A 14,020-nucleotide genomic window follows, 5' to 3' on the forward strand; every position below is an offset into this window, starting at 1 on the left:
ATATACTATTCATTCTAGTAATCTCTTCGTTTGGTGGAGAAGCACTTTTAGCACATTTAATTTCAATAGGTCTAGCGGTGACTATTACAGGAGTTACTTATGTTGCATAATTTTAGTTTAAGAAGCATAAAAGAACATACATTCAAAAAATCTAAAAAATAGGTATATGAGAAGGTGTAGATATGTTAGTTATTGATCAAAATCCAAAAGGTGAGCAGTACTCCAAATTAATTGATTTGGCTTTCGAAATTTGTGATGAGTTTCATTTAGTTTTAAGAAAAGATATGGGATCTTTAAAATCTTTTGATCCCTTCCTAAAAAAACTTGAAAGTTCATTGAAAGAGATGAAAGAACAATCGGAATGGGCTAGCACAATGCTATTTAACAATACAGCAAAAGTTTATTACTATTATACAGATGAAAATGCGAAGAGTATTCTAAAAGAATTCGCAAATTCTTTATATGATTGGGAGCAACCAAATTTGCCAGAAGACTTGTCCTTCTTCAAAAATGGAGAAGAATGGCTGGTTACATCTTCTCATGAAGAAGAAAGTTATATAGATACGGAAAATGATACAGAGATACAAAGGATATTAAGTATACCAGAATTAAAAGTACATATGGAAAAATGTGATTAATGCTATTTAGTATTCAATAATAGTGTATTGATATAAAAGTAAGGAGGCTAATAAGATAGTTTCCTTACTTTTAAAATGTTATGGGCGTTCTCATTTATTTCTTAATTAAGATGTATTGTTTGTGTTCCAATAGAAGATTTGGACTTTAAATGTTTCCCAAATTGTTGAGTCTTGAAATTAATAACTAAATCCAAACTCTCATCCTTATCTTCATCCTCAAAACCGTCTAAACAGGAATATAATTAATATATCAGATAGCTGAGGTCCGTGATCAAGTGTCTGTGAGGTATTCCCATCATGAAAAATCAAGGGCTATAAACCCTTGATCAATTCATTGTATTCTTTTTACTACTTCAATCGTAATGTTTTAACAAGATGGCTGAATTATGTCCTCCAAAACCAAAAGAATTGGATAGCCCATATTTCAATGGAAGCTGTCTCGCTTCTAATACAACATCTAAATTGCAATCTGGATCTTGTTTCTCTACATTAATAGTTGGCGGAATCATTCCTCGTCTCAAACTTTCCACTAAAGCAATCGCTTCTACTCCGCCTGCAGCACCAAACATGTGCCCAGTCATTGACTTGTTCGCAGTTGTTGGAATTTCGCCTGAACGATCACCAAATAATTTCTTAATGGCTAGAACTTCTGAACGATCACCTACTTGTGTACTTGTTGCATGAGCACTAATAACATCGATTTCACTTGTTGATATATCTGCACTTCTCAATGCTTTCTTCATGGCTAAGTAGGCACCCCTACCTTCTGGGTGTGAAGCGACCATATGATGTGCATCTGAACTAGCCCCGTATCCCACTACTTCACATAATATCGGCGCATCTCTAAGAATTGCGTTGTCTAATGACTCTAATACTAAGATACCTGCGCCTTCACTCATAACAAAGCCATCTCTATCTGTATCGAATGGACGACTAGCTCGACTTGGGTCATGGTTTCTAGTAGATAGTGCATGTGCGTTTCCAAAACTAGCCAAAGATATCTGGTTGACGGCAGCTTCTGCTCCACCGGCAAATATAATATCTGCTTCATCGTTTCGGATCGCATTGAAAGCTTCACCAATAGAAGTGTTCCCGATAGAACAAGCTGTGACTGGTGACAATGATGGCCCTTGTGCGCCTAATTTAATGCTGATTTGGGCCGCAGCTGCATTTGAAATCATCATGGGGACAAGGCTGGGGCTTACTCTCGATGGACCTCGTTTATCTAATACATTCACCTGATCAACAAGCGATTGTATGCCCCCGATTCCTGAACCAACATATACGCCTAAACGTTCAAGATCCACTTGATCTAACTGTAATTGTGAATGTTCTAATGCTTGTTCGGCTGCTGCTAAGGCAAACTGACTAAAACGATCTAATCGTTTTGCTTCTTTTCTCCCTAATATTTCATCTGCATCGAAATCACGAACGATTCCAGCTATTTTTGTTTTATAATCAGTCGTATCAAAAGAATCAATGTGAGATATTCCCGATTGTCCTTTCATGAGTTGATTCCAAAAGCTATCTATATCATTTCCAAGTGGAGAAATAACTCCCATTCCAGTAATGACAACTCTTTTCATGATCATTCCCTCCTTGTTTTTATTAACTTTAGCCATTGTGTTATCCTATTACAAGTTGTTGTTTATCCTAGTATAATGAATAATATTTTAAAAGGAGACCTTAATGAAACCTGAAACAAGACTTCAAGCATTATCAGAATTTCTAAAAAACCAACGTTCAAAAATCACGCCTCAAATGGTTGGTTTACCTGTAGGAACCCGCCGAAGAACACCAGGACTCAGAAGAGAAGAAGTGGCTCAACTAGCCGGTGTGAGTCTTACTTGGTATACATGGTTAGAGCAAGGCAGAGATATAAAAGTATCTACTTCGGTATTAGATGCGATTTCTAGTGCATTACAATTAAATAACGATGAAAGGAGATATTTGTACGCTTTAGCGTTAGAGGAAGGTGTGAAACAATCTTATATCATTGAGAATGAGAAGGAAATCAGTCCGGCTTTAGTGAAAATTCTGCAGGAACTTCGTTATTGCCCAACAATTATATCTGATAGAAGAAGTCAGATTGTTGGGTGGAATCAAGCAGCAGCTAATGTATTTTTGGACTTTGAACAAATCATCCCGGCAGAAAGGAATATCATCCGCTTACTATTCGCAAGAAAGGAATTTAAAAGTTTAGCCGTGAATTGGGAGCATTTTGTAAGAGGATATATCGCCATATTTAGAACGTATTATGGACAGTATGTGGCGGATGACTGGTATGAGCAATTTATAGAAGAAATGGAGCAGGCATATCCTGAGTTTCGTAAAATTTGGAATGAAAATGAGATCAGCTATGCACCTGAAGTATTAATTGAATTTCGTCATGCTAAGGTAGGGAAAATGTTGTTTAATCTCACTTCATTACAAGTGTATGGGGATACTGATTTAAGATGCAGTGTCTATACTCCAGTTGAGGATACTGAAACGGAGCTTAAGTTGAAACGTTTAATTGAAGGGTAGCTATCGTTTGGATGAAGTTATTGAGTGCATTAATATAAAATAGATCCTATGCAAATCAGTGACAAGTGGCATAACCGATGCTGATGAGCACGGGTTTAGTTTCACGTTGAGGCTTCTTGCCCCCAAGCCTATATCTTTTCTGGTAAATGGTGTTTATACATCTCAATAGCATCTGTATGTTCTTTTAAAATACTCATTGTTTTTGGATGGGGTCTTACATATATCAAAGGATAGTCGATTTCATCTAACTCTTGTTGAGTATGAAAAGCTAATCTCTCATGGTCAAGGGAAAATTGAGCATCAATTCCTGTTTTGTTCCCGCGTGAATCTAATCGAATCCATCTATTAAGTGAATGAAAAAATACAGCATTTAATGCGTGAATGCAATATCCTTTATCTGGCGTATCGAACAACATTAATCGCTGGTAACAAAAACCTGTGGGTATTCCCTGTGAGCGCAACAGGGCAGCCAATAGGTTCGACTTTGCGTAGCAAATTCCCTCTTTAAATGTTAATACATCTGATGCATGACAAGTCACTCGTTTGGATTGAATATCCCATGTATGGGATATTTCATCTCGAACAAACTCATAGGCTGCTTTTGCTTTTTCTATTTCTGTCTGCAAAGGGTTGAAAAGTTCATTTGCAAGTGTACAAATAATAGGATTAGAATAATCAACTTCATTTAATTCGAGTAAATAATCATTAAAGTTTTTCGATTCACATGTCATATTCATTATAATGTCTCCTTTTCTCTATACTTTTACTGCAGAAGGTCTATTTTTTCACCAACACATATTGTAAGTTTTCTAATTCAAACATATCAATCAGTTCATCGATCTCTTTAAAATCGATATGTTTTCCAAACCGTTTTTTGCTTAGGTCAATTTCTACGTCCAATTGATTATCCTTTTCTTTCGTTTCGAGTCCATCTACACAAGAATAGATTTCGATGGTTTCTCCTTTTGACAGCTCTTTTTCAATGAATTTAAAAAGTGCACGAAGAGAATGAATGATGTCTAATTCATAAACAAAAGGGTGCGTGAATTTGTTTCTTACTGCTTCATTGACGGGATCTAGATAATCAATGTGAATCCCTTCGAAATCCTCTTCTGTTTCAAATACTTCTATCAAAAGATCATCTTTTTGATAGATTTTGGGCTTTTTTTGTTTTTTATCAAACATGCTGATATTGAGTTCAGAGAATGGTTTATAGGTAGGATTTTGACCAATGGTACCAAGTGGCAGTTCTTTGTTTGATCCAATATAATGCTGTAAAGTCATGGGTTGCCCTCTTTCCTTGAAATATTCCTTATAGCGTTGATTATTTCCTTTTTACCAATTTAGAGGTGAATATGCAATGGCTTTTAGCCTCAAACAGCATAACTTGACATATCGGTATTTCTAGATTGCCGCGGGGATTGCTGGGCAGCTTGTCATTGGAATGGTCATTGATCATTTTGGCTGGTTCCATAGCTTGGTGATTTCACTTGATCTCAAACGCATATTGGCATTGTTCTTTATGCTGATCGCTCTTTATTTTATTTACAAAGGAAATAAGCGCTCTCGAGAGAAAGCGAGTGCTTAAAGAGAACGTGCTGCTGCGACATTTGCTCTCAGCAGCTCTTTTATACTGATTCATCATGTTTGACTAAATACCTGTCAGGGTATACTATCTGATCATAGGGAAAAGAGAAAGGAGTGTTAAACGTGGAGTATAATCAGCAGATGAAGAATCGTCTTCGCAGGATTGAAGGGCAGATTAAAGGAGTTCTTGCGATGATGGAGCAGGGAAAGGATTGCCGCGAGGTGGTGACGCAGCTGTCTGCATCACGCAATGCCATTGATCGTGCAATGGGTGTGATTGTGAGTACAAACCTTGAACAATGTGTCCGTGAAAGTCTTGAGCAAGGCAAGGATACAGAGGGGCTTGTCAAAGAAGCGGTTGAGCTCTTGGTGAAAAGCCGGTAAGAAATTCCTCAGCCTTTGGAGGTTGACGAATTTTTTTACTTGTTATAATATACCCTTACCGGTATGTGTATATATTTTTTGTTTTTAGTATACCCCCATGGGTAATTTATATAAGGAGGAGCATGATGGAGGAACAGAAAAAACGAACAACAATTGTTTTATTTAGTGGAGATTATGATAAAGCGATGGCCGCTTATATTATTGCAAATGGCGCAGCAGCTTATGATCACGAGGTGACTATTTTTCATACTTTTTGGGGGCTGAATGCGTTGCGTAAGGAAGAGATGGTGCCACTGAAGAAGGGATTTTTAGAAAAAATGTTTGGCAAAATGATGCCGCGTGGCGCTGATCGAATGGGGCTGTCAAAGATGAATTTTGCAGGAATGGGACCGAAGATGATCAAGCATGTGATCAATAAACACAATGCCATGACCCTGCCGCAGCTCATTGATATGGCGAAGGAACAAGAGATCAACCTCGTGGCATGTACGATGACGATGGATCTTTTAGGGCTGCAGGAGAATGAATTACTAGCAGACATTCAATATGCCGGTGTGGCAGCGTATTTAGCAGAGGCAGAAATCGGGAATGTGAACTTATTTATCTAGGGGGGTGTCCATACATGATTCAAATGCTTTTGCTCATCATTGTGATCGCTTTGCTTGTGAGCCGTTTTCTTCCCGTACGGGGTGTGAAACAAATGGACGTAGCTCATCTGAAACCTAAATTGCATAGTCGGCATCAACAGCTGATAGACGTGCGATCACCTTTAGAGTTTCAAACAAATCATATAAAAGGATTTCAAAATATCCCCTTACCACAGTTAAGGAATCGAGCGCATGAGCTTGAGAAAGACAAAGAAGTGTATGTGATCTGCCAAAGCGGGATGAGAAGTATGCAGGCGGCTAAATTGTTAAAAAAACAGGGATTTACCCACATTACGAATATCAAGGGTGGCATGAATGCTTGGCGATTATAGGTATAAATAGGCTTTAAAATATACCCCCACCCCTATAAGAAGGAGGAAAAACAATGCAGCAACCAACAGTAATTCTAGATGCAAAAGGATTGGCATGCCCAATGCCCATTGTCAAAACGAAAAAACAAATGAATGAGCTCTTGCCAGGAGATGTGCTTGAAGTGCAAGCAACCGATAAAGGGTCTACAGCGGATTTAGCAGCTTGGTCAAAAAGCGCCGGTCATGAATTTTTAGGAACAAAAGTAGAAGGACAGGTGCTTCATCATTTGATTCGTAAAGGCGGAGCGAAACAGGAGGAGGAGCAGTCAATGATTTCGGAAATGTCGTTGAACATGTTTCAACAGAAGGTAAAAGAAGATCAGTCATTGTTTATTTTAGATGTACGAGAGCCAGATGAATACGAAGCGGGTCATATTCCAGGAGCTGTTCACATCCCTCTCGGTGAGGTGGAACAACGTGCTGAAGAATTGAACCGAGAGACGCTCATTTACCTCATCTGTCATTCAGGCAGAAGAAGTGAATTAGCCGCACAAAAGTTAAAAGAAAAAGGATTTCATCAATTGATCAATGTAGTGCCAGGCATGAACAGCTGGACAGGAGAGATTGAAAAATAGGAGCTGAATGAAACGATGACTGTAAAAGCAATGACAGCAGAACAGTTAACAAAAAAGATCATCAACAAAGAGCCGATCTTTTTGTTGGATGTACGAAACGAATCAGATGTGCAGGACTGGAAAATTGAAGGGAAAGCCGTTGAATATTTAAATGTGCCTTACTTTGAGCTTCTTGATGGCGTAGAGGATATGGTGGAGAACATACCGGATGACCTAGATGTACTGGTCGTTTGTGCGAAAGAAGGCTCCTCTATTATGGTGGCAGAGATGCTGTCAGAGGCAGGCAGAACGGTCCATTATTTGCAAGGCGGCATGAAGGCATGGAGTGAGTATTTAGAGCCAGTGAAGATCGGTGATTTAACTGGCGGTGGAGAGTTGTACCAATTTGTGCGAATGGGCAAGGGGTGCTTGTCCTATATGATCATGTCGAATGGGGAAGCTGCGATTATTGATGCGGCTAGAATGACGGAGGTCTATACGCAATTTGCTAAAAAACATCAAGTCACGGTGACGCATGTGTTTGATACGCACCTTCATGGAGACCATATATCTGGCGGGAAAAAGCTGTCTGAACAGACTGGTGCTATCTATTGGCTACCGCCAAAAGACGCCGAAGAGGTGACATTTGATTACAATCACCTTGAAGAAGGACAGCGTGTGACGATTGGAGCGACGGAGATTGATATTCATGCCCTTTATTCACCGGGCCATACGATTGGTTCAACCTCTTTTATCGTAGACGGCCGTTATCTCCTTTCAGGTGATATTTTGTTCATTGATTCGATCGGAAGACCTGATCTAGCCGGTATGGCGGAGGACTGGGTAGGTGATTTGAGAGAAACCCTTTATACACGATATACGGCGCTTTCGGCAGAATTGATTGTGCTGCCTGCACATTTTATGATCGTGGATGAGCTGAATGAAGACGGGAGCGTTTGGAAGGAGCTAGGCGCTTTGTTTGAAGAAAATCACGGGCTGAACATTGAAGATGAAGACGTATTTAGACAAATGGTCACGCAGCATCTACCTGCACAGCCAAACGCTTATCAAGACATTCGGTCTACCAATATGGGGAAGCTGCATCCAGACGAGGAAGCGCAGCGAGACATGGAAATTGGTCCAAACCGTTGTGCGATTCGATAATGTTCAATAAAATAAAGAAGCGAGGGATGATCAGATGACATCAGATCACATTTTAGACGTAACCGGGCTTGCATGCCCAATGCCAATTATTCGGACGAAGAAAAAAATGAACGACTTGGCAGAAGGCCAAGTATTAGAAATACATGCAACAGATAAAGGGGCCAAAGCTGATTTGGCTGCATGGGCTAAGTCAAGCGGACATGAATTGATCACGCAGACGGATGAAGGGCATGTGCTGAAGTTCTGGGTGAGAAAAGGGTCCTAAAGGGGAGAGGGGTATCTATGAGGGAGCCCCTTTTCCTTTTGCAAAGGAGGAGACCAGCGTGGATTTTGCATTTTTCATTACTTTATTTATCATCGGATTTATTGGTTCCTTCTTATCAGGAATGGTCGGAATAGGAGGATCGGTGATCAACTATCCCATGCTGCTTTATATCCCGCCTCTAGTCGGAGTGATGGCATTATCGGCACACGAGGTTTCAGGGATTGGTGCCATTCAAGTACTATTTTCGACACTCGGCGGTGTGCTGGCGTATCGAAAAAGCGGATTTTTACATCGACCATTAATTTTATATATGGGGAGCAGTATATTGGCAGGGAGTTTATTAGGCAGCTATTTATCACATTTCCTTCCAGAGAAAGGCATCAATTTAGTCTATGGTCTGCTTGCCATTGTCGCTGTTATTTTAATGCTTGTTCCGAAAAAAGGTCAGCAGGCAGAAGCGGATGGAGAGGTGACCTTTCATAAAGGACTGGCGGCTGGTATTGCCTTTGTGATCGGAAGTGTATCGGGTGTATTAGGTGCAGGCGGTGCCTTTATTTTAGTGCCGGTGATGCTATCGATTCTCAAAATCCCTGTGCGGATGACGATTGCCTCGTCTCTGGCGATTACGTTTCTCTCTGCGATCGGCGCATCGGCTGGGAAAGTGCTGACTGGTCAAGTCATGTTCATGCCTGCGCTTATCTTAATGGTAGCCAGTTTGATGGCCGCGCCGATTGGGGCGAAAATTGGCCAGAAAATCAATGCCGTTTATTTGCAATGGGCGCTTGCCGTGATGATTACAGCCACAGCGATCAAAATCTGGGTGGATTTATTATAAGAAAAAGACCAACAACTGAGAGCAAGGGCTCTTTTCCATGTGTTGGTCTTTTTTATTTCATGTCATCGTGCTCGATATACGTTTCAAGTGCAGGGTGGTACTCTTTTTGATAATGAAGATTGGGGCATGTTTTCACGACTTTGCCTTGCAAGGCATTGGACTTCGAGACATCTAATGCTGTTTTACATTTTGGACAACGTTCGTTAAAAATTGAGAGCCAGCGCTTCTTAGATCACCACTCCAGTTAAAGTCTTAAAAACCGATTATATTAATATGAATTATAGGGGATTGTGTGAAGGAGGTCAATGGATATTTGGCTCTTTTTAACAAAAAAGAAGCATCGTATAAGATGCTTCAGCGTGTAGACAAATCCTCGCATTCTCTGTCAGCCCTGCATGCTGGCGCTCATGATTTTTAATTTCGCTTCGCAAGAGTCCGAAGGCTTTCCGTCACGCTGAAAAGAAGACAAAGGGCTAAAATAAAGTTCATTTTAGCCCTTTGTCAACAATTTGAAGTATGATTAGTAGGCTTTTGCCCAGAACACCATATCAGAAGCAGGTTTCCCGCAGCAGACACATGTGTCAGAAACGGATTCTTGTTCAAACGGGATACAGCGTGATGTTGCTCCTGTTCTCTCTTTGATGTCGTTTTCGCAGTCTTCATCACCGCACCACATGGCTTTGATCAACCTGTTTTCTTCGGCAAGAAGCTGCTCGATGTCTTCGATTGTGTGGGCGTTTGATGTTTTTTCATGTAATCGTTCTTTTGCTTTTTCGTACATCGTCTGCTGAATGTCTTCAAGCGTGGACGTGATGGTTTGTTCAAGTGCATCTAATGTGACGGCTTGCTTTTCACCAGTGTCTCGTCTTGCGAGCATCACTTGGCCTTTTTCCATATCCTTTGGTCCTACTTCTACGCGTAATGGGATGCCCTGCATTTCGCATTCGTTGAATTTCCAGCCTGGCTGTTTATCACTTGCATCGATGTCAGCGCGTGCGATGCGGGCGAGTCGATCCTTTAATTCATAGGCATGATCGAGGACACCTTCTTTATGGGAAGCAATTGGCACAACACGTACTTGGGTTGGCGCAATGTTTGGCGGCAGGACAAGCCCTCTGTCATCGCCATGCACCATGATCATAGCGCCAATGATTCTTGTGGTGAAGCCCCATGATGTTTGCTGGACATGCTCTAATTTTCCTTCTCGATTTAAAAATTCAATGCCAAACGCCTTGGCAAATCCGTTGCCGAAGAAGTGAGAAGTGGCGGTTTGCAGGGCTTTTCCGTCATGCATCAAGCTTTCAACCGTATAGGTGAAGCGAGCGCCAGCGAATTTTTCTTTCTCTGTTTTTCTTCCTTTAATGACAGGGATCGCTAGAAGCTCTTCACAAATAGACGCATAGACATGGAGCATTTTTTCTGTTTCTTCAATCGCTTCTTGCTCTGTCTCGTGACAAGTGTGCCCTTCCTGCCAGAGGAATTCAAGGGTTCTAAGGAATGGACGTGTTGTCTTTTCCCAGCGGACGACATTGGCCCATTGGTTATATAGCTTTGGTAAATCACGATAGGAGTGAATGATGTTTTTATAATGCTCAGCGAACAGCACTTCAGAGGTTGGTCTGACGCAGAGTCTTTCTTGTAATTCCGAATCACCGCCATGTGTCACCCACGCCACTTCAGGAGCAAAGCCTTCGATATGATCCTTTTCTTGCTGGAGAAGGCTTTCTGGGATAAAGAGCGGCATATAGACATTCTCGTGACCCGTTTCTTTGATTTGACGATCAAGTTCGTCGCGAATATTCTCCCAAATTTTAAAACCGTATGGCTGAATAATCATACTGCCTCTAACGCTTGAATAATCGACGAGACGCGCCTTTGTGACAACATCTGTATACCACTGGGCAAAGTCGTCTTCCATGCTTGTAATTTTCTCAACAAATTGTTTCTTTGACATTGCAGGTTCCTCCTTTTTAAAAACAAAAAAGCTGTGCTTTAAGTTAGGGACCATTCCTGGTGGTACCACCCTAATTTAAAGCACAGCTTTACACTCGATCATGATAACGGTATGAACCGCTGTATGAAACAGAACTAAATCGGCAGGTTCACTTGAAGATCAGTAGGAACTTCTCAGCACCGTTCCCTCTCTGGTAAAGATCGATTCAAGCTACTATTCCAGATCTACGTTGATCCTTGTTCGTTGATTTTTCATCAGTTTACCTGTAAACGGGGGAGAAAGCAAGTTGGTCCGCAAGTTCATTTCATGCCTTTCTGAGGTCGTTTATGTCGAAGAGCCATTGGCAAACATTTTCTGTTTTTGCAGCTTGCACGTTATGGAAGGCTATGCTAATATATTTGAAGAAAAAAATAGACTTGTATAACCTCAATAATATGGTTTGAGGGTTTCTACCAGGATCCGATAAATCCTGATTACAAAAGCGCGCTTTCCTTTTTTGTAATCAGGGTTTTTTTGTTTGTCTGCACCCTGTATCAAAAGTGAAAGCCATGATATAGAGAAGGGATGTTAGACATGAACTGGAGAGTTTATTTATTAGCTGTTTCTACTTTTGCGGTTGGATTAGTTGAGCTTGTGGTCGGGGGCATTTTGCCAAGTTTAGCAGAGGATCTCAATGTGTCTCTTGCGACAGCTGGGCAGCTGATCACGGTATTTGCGATTGTGTATGCTATTTCAGCACCGGTGCTACTGACCGTCACAGCCAAAATCGAACGAAAGCGTCTTTATTTAATCGCATTATTGGTCTTTACATTAGGCAATGTATTCACATATTTTAGTTCCACCTTTGCCCTTGTCATGATCTCTAGGGTCCTGATTGCCATGAGTACAGCGCTTGTTGTGGTGTTATCATTGACGATTACCGCCAAGCTGGTGGAACCGGCGCATCGAGCGAAAGCATTAGGTCTGATTTTTATTGGGATTAGCTCATCACTTGTTCTTGGTGTACCGATCGGTATTTTTATTACAGAGAGCTTTGGCTGGAGAGTGATGTTTTTAGGAATCAGTATTCTGTCAGCCATATCCATGGTGCTCATTTATTTTCTATTGGAGAAAATGCCTGTTGAAAAAGTCACACCGCTTAAAGAACAAATTCGTTCTTTAGGGCATCCGAAAATTTTCAGTGCGCATTTGATTAGCTTGTTCATGCTTGCTGGTCATTATATGCTGTATTCTTATTTCACGCCATTTCTGATGGAAGTTCTGCATATGACTCCGTTTTGGATTAGTATTTGTTATTTGGTCTTCGGGCTTGCGTCGATTGGCGGGAATGGGTTTGGCGGCTGGCTGAGTGACAAACTAGGATCAGGGAAAGCCATTTTGCTGGTGACAATCGCGTTTGCCATTGTGATGTTTATCCTTCCTTATACAGCAGGAGTGTTTATGCTCTTTATGGTGATGGTTGTCCTATGGGGTGCTCTTAGCTGGGCACTGACACCTGCTTTGCAGAGCTATTTGATTCAAACAGACCCTGTGACGTCTGATATTCAGCAGAGTTTGAATACATCCGCTTTGCAAATTGGGATTTCCATTGGATCAGCAGTGGGCGGCGTCATGTTTACAATGACTGGTTCATCCGTTGACTTGGCTAAATTCGGAGCTATTTTTGTGCTGATTGCCTTTAGCTGTGCAGTGATTTCATTAAAGAGACCGCCGCTTTATATGGATCGTCAGCATCAGGCTGAATAGAAGAGAATAAGATCGTTTAGCTGCCTCATCATAGGCAGCTTTTTATTTTTTGAAAACCACACCTTCACTTTTACCAGTAATGACTTCTTCTCCATGCTGATTGATATAACGGGAAAAAAGGTGGACACGATGGTATTTTTCAAGGGGTTCTACCTTGGTGACGGCCATCTGACAGGTAATGGTGTCACCTGTATAAACAGGGCGTATGAAGGTACATGTCATCTCTTGACCGATAAAATGAAACTGACCGCCAAGCTTCGTGGCTAGACTTGCTGTGAGAAAACCGTGTACCATGAGCCTGCCTTGATCATCTAGCACGGTATGATGTTTGCCAAGATCACCTGTCATGTTTCCAAATTGAATCACATCTTCATGCGTATAGGTTTTGCTTGTTTGAAATTGATCGCCTGGTCGAACCATCTGTTTTTTCAGCTCCTTTTTTTAAATGTACCAAAGGAGTGAATGAATGTACATTCATTTTTGTGGTGAGATGTTGGAAGCAAAGAAGAGACAGGATGCCTTTCTTTGCCCTTGATAAGTCAGGAAAAATGTCATCTTCTATTCAAAAACTACCATTTCTCCAATTGGTTGAAATCCGGCACGCTGATAGATATGTTTGCCGTCATTTGAGGCTTGTAACATCACACACTTTTGTTTGTTATCTGTCTGGGTCAGAAGGTAATGAAACATGTCACTGCCAAGTCCTCTTCCGCGGTGTTCTGCCTTTGTGATGACATCATAAATACCGTAGCTGTCTGCTGTTTCGATCAATAAGCCCGTTGTGACCGGTTTGTTGTGTTCATATCCAACGAACATGCGGGTACTCGGGTGTAATCGTTCAATCGAAAAGCGCTGGAAATAGCTGTTTAAAGAGATTGCCTCAGGTGATCCTTCGAAAAGTTCGATAAATAAATGTTGATAATCGAGAAAGGTTTGATTGTCAGTCACTTCCTTGATCGTAAGCGATTGAGAGGTCCTTTGATCGATGTCGTTTGTATGTTCAAGCATCATGATGGTATTGCGTTCCACTTCTTGAAGCCCATATTTCTGCATGATATTCGACCAATCGGGGTGGAGCAGGCTTTGAGTGATCCATGTGCTGAATGTTAGTTGCTGTTGCTGCATTTGTTCGATGGCAACTTCCACTTTTTGTTGATCTTGTATGTGCGCTGAAATGGGTAATAACAAATTGAACGTGTCAGTTGATATATGCGTGTTTGATAGAACGAAATCTTCCGTTGATAGGAACGATCCGTTGACAACAGAAGAAAACAAATTTATTTTTTCTTCTAACTGGCGAATGGCCATTTGCTGCTCTGTTTTCATTCTCTCACCTTCTTTTTTTGATT

16 protein-coding genes, 1 pseudogene and 1 riboswitch are annotated in these 14,020 nt (G+C 41.0%); of the genes and pseudogenes, 11 read left to right on the top strand and 6 right to left on the bottom strand.

What is annotated here, in order from left to right; all coding sequences use genetic code 11:
• The first annotated feature begins 182 nt into the window (after positions 1-182).
• A complete protein-coding gene (locus MHI58_RS01245) occupies positions 183-638 on the top strand; it encodes a hypothetical protein (protein ID WP_045034662.1) in 456 nt (151 codons plus the stop codon).
• A gap of 353 nt (positions 639-991) precedes the next feature.
• Here the strand turns inward: MHI58_RS01245 and fabF are convergent, their stop codons facing one another.
• Positions 992-2,224, bottom strand: a complete 1,233-nt coding sequence (gene fabF, locus MHI58_RS01250) for a beta-ketoacyl-ACP synthase II (protein ID WP_045034661.1) — start codon at positions 2,222-2,224, stop codon at positions 992-994.
• Between the two features lie 103 nt (positions 2,225-2,327).
• Between fabF and MHI58_RS01255 the strand changes: the two genes are divergently transcribed.
• Positions 2,328-3,164: a helix-turn-helix transcriptional regulator gene (locus MHI58_RS01255; RefSeq protein ID WP_008359338.1), complete on the top strand. Its 837-nt coding sequence runs from the start codon at positions 2,328-2,330 to the stop codon at positions 3,162-3,164.
• A gap of 128 nt (positions 3,165-3,292) precedes the next feature.
• On the opposite strand, the gene MHI58_RS01260 is transcribed toward MHI58_RS01255, so the two are convergent.
• Positions 3,293-3,901, bottom strand: coding sequence for a transglutaminase family protein (locus MHI58_RS01260; protein WP_045034660.1), 609 nt, complete (start codon positions 3,899-3,901; stop codon positions 3,293-3,295).
• 40 nt (positions 3,902-3,941) lie between these two features.
• Positions 3,942-4,448 carry a hypothetical protein gene (locus MHI58_RS01265; protein WP_045034659.1) on the bottom strand — a complete coding sequence of 169 codons (507 nt, stop codon included), beginning with the start codon at positions 4,446-4,448 and terminating at the stop codon, positions 3,942-3,944.
• Between the two features lie 130 nt (positions 4,449-4,578).
• Here MHI58_RS01265 and MHI58_RS01270 point away from each other — a divergent pair.
• From MHI58_RS01270 to MHI58_RS01305, 8 genes and pseudogenes are all read left to right on the top strand, one after another.
• Positions 4,579-4,752: pseudogene (locus MHI58_RS01270) on the top strand (DMT family transporter); the annotation flags it as partial.
• A gap of 122 nt (positions 4,753-4,874) precedes the next feature.
• Positions 4,875-5,135, top strand: coding sequence for a metal-sensitive transcriptional regulator (locus MHI58_RS01275; protein WP_003217059.1), 261 nt, complete (start codon positions 4,875-4,877; stop codon positions 5,133-5,135).
• A gap of 125 nt (positions 5,136-5,260) precedes the next feature.
• Entirely contained in the window at positions 5,261-5,743 is a 483-nt protein-coding gene (locus tag MHI58_RS01280) for a DsrE/DsrF/DrsH-like family protein (RefSeq protein ID WP_008343885.1), read from the top strand.
• 14 nt (positions 5,744-5,757) lie between these two features.
• Positions 5,758-6,114 (top strand): rhodanese-like domain-containing protein, encoded by a 357-nt coding sequence (locus MHI58_RS01285; protein ID WP_081114697.1) that lies wholly within the window; start codon positions 5,758-5,760, stop codon positions 6,112-6,114.
• 53 nt (positions 6,115-6,167) lie between these two features.
• A complete protein-coding gene (locus MHI58_RS01290) occupies positions 6,168-6,728 on the top strand; it encodes a sulfurtransferase TusA family protein (RefSeq protein WP_045034657.1) in 561 nt (186 codons plus the stop codon).
• Positions 6,729-6,743: 15 nt separating this feature from the next.
• Positions 6,744-7,871, top strand: a complete 1,128-nt coding sequence (locus MHI58_RS01295) for an MBL fold metallo-hydrolase (RefSeq protein WP_282900979.1) — start codon at positions 6,744-6,746, stop codon at positions 7,869-7,871.
• Positions 7,872-7,905: 34 nt separating this feature from the next.
• On the top strand, positions 7,906-8,136 hold the full coding sequence (locus MHI58_RS01300) for a sulfurtransferase TusA family protein (protein WP_008343881.1): 231 nt from the start codon (positions 7,906-7,908) through the stop codon (positions 8,134-8,136).
• Positions 8,137-8,194: 58 nt separating this feature from the next.
• Positions 8,195-8,971, top strand: coding sequence for a sulfite exporter TauE/SafE family protein (locus MHI58_RS01305; RefSeq protein WP_282900980.1), 777 nt, complete (start codon positions 8,195-8,197; stop codon positions 8,969-8,971).
• 520 nt (positions 8,972-9,491) lie between these two features.
• Here MHI58_RS01305 and proS read toward each other — a convergent pair.
• Positions 9,492-10,925, bottom strand: coding sequence for a proline--tRNA ligase (proS, locus tag MHI58_RS01310; protein WP_041091701.1), 1,434 nt, complete (start codon positions 10,923-10,925; stop codon positions 9,492-9,494).
• A gap of 396 nt (positions 10,926-11,321) precedes the next feature.
• A riboswitch (purine riboswitch) is annotated at positions 11,322-11,421 on the top strand.
• Between the two features lie 77 nt (positions 11,422-11,498).
• Here proS and MHI58_RS01315 point away from each other — a divergent pair.
• Positions 11,499-12,671 carry an MFS transporter gene (locus MHI58_RS01315; protein WP_046527294.1) on the top strand — a complete coding sequence of 391 codons (1,173 nt, stop codon included), beginning with the start codon at positions 11,499-11,501 and terminating at the stop codon, positions 12,669-12,671.
• Between the two features lie 42 nt (positions 12,672-12,713).
• On the opposite strand, the gene MHI58_RS01320 is transcribed toward MHI58_RS01315, so the two are convergent.
• Together MHI58_RS01320 and MHI58_RS01325 are read right to left on the bottom strand one after the other, a co-directional pair.
• Positions 12,714-13,091: a hotdog domain-containing protein gene (locus MHI58_RS01320; protein WP_047946123.1), complete on the bottom strand. Its 378-nt coding sequence runs from the start codon at positions 13,089-13,091 to the stop codon at positions 12,714-12,716.
• A gap of 138 nt (positions 13,092-13,229) precedes the next feature.
• On the bottom strand, positions 13,230-13,997 hold the full coding sequence (locus MHI58_RS01325; RefSeq protein ID WP_282900981.1) for a GNAT family N-acetyltransferase: 768 nt from the start codon (positions 13,995-13,997) through the stop codon (positions 13,230-13,232).
• Between the last annotated feature and the right edge of the window lie 23 nt (positions 13,998-14,020).

Source organism: Bacillus sp. FSL K6-2869, from assembly GCF_040869405.1.
Lineage (GTDB): Bacteria > Bacillota > Bacilli > Bacillales > Bacillaceae > Bacillus > Bacillus altitudinis.

Bases quoted from the DNA above. Each gene is read 5' to 3' on its own strand.
- MHI58_RS01280 (WP_008343885.1), top strand. From the start codon at position 5,261: ATGGAGGAACAGAAAAAACGAACAACAATTGTTTTATTTAGTGGAGAT.
- MHI58_RS01320 (WP_047946123.1), bottom strand. From the start codon at position 13,091: ATGGTTCGACCAGGCGATCAATTTCAAACAAGCAAAACCTATACGCAT.
- MHI58_RS01300 (WP_008343881.1), top strand. From the start codon at position 7,906: ATGACATCAGATCACATTTTAGACGTAACCGGGCTTGCATGCCCAATG.
- MHI58_RS01315 (WP_046527294.1), top strand. From the start codon at position 11,499: ATGAACTGGAGAGTTTATTTATTAGCTGTTTCTACTTTTGCGGTTGGA.
- MHI58_RS01255 (WP_008359338.1), top strand. From the start codon at position 2,328: ATGAAACCTGAAACAAGACTTCAAGCATTATCAGAATTTCTAAAAAAC.
- proS (WP_041091701.1), bottom strand. From the start codon at position 10,925: ATGTCAAAGAAACAATTTGTTGAGAAAATTACAAGCATGGAAGACGAC.
- fabF (WP_045034661.1), bottom strand. From the start codon at position 2,224: ATGAAAAGAGTTGTCATTACTGGAATGGGAGTTATTTCTCCACTTGGA.
- MHI58_RS01265 (WP_045034659.1), bottom strand. From the start codon at position 4,448: ATGACTTTACAGCATTATATTGGATCAAACAAAGAACTGCCACTTGGT.
- MHI58_RS01295 (WP_282900979.1), top strand. From the start codon at position 6,744: ATGACTGTAAAAGCAATGACAGCAGAACAGTTAACAAAAAAGATCATC.
- MHI58_RS01245 (WP_045034662.1), top strand. From the start codon at position 183: ATGTTAGTTATTGATCAAAATCCAAAAGGTGAGCAGTACTCCAAATTA.
- MHI58_RS01325 (WP_282900981.1), bottom strand. From the start codon at position 13,997: ATGAAAACAGAGCAGCAAATGGCCATTCGCCAGTTAGAAGAAAAAATA.
- MHI58_RS01290 (WP_045034657.1), top strand. From the start codon at position 6,168: ATGCAGCAACCAACAGTAATTCTAGATGCAAAAGGATTGGCATGCCCA.
- MHI58_RS01285 (WP_081114697.1), top strand. From the start codon at position 5,758: ATGATTCAAATGCTTTTGCTCATCATTGTGATCGCTTTGCTTGTGAGC.
- MHI58_RS01260 (WP_045034660.1), bottom strand. From the start codon at position 3,901: ATGAATATGACATGTGAATCGAAAAACTTTAATGATTATTTACTCGAA.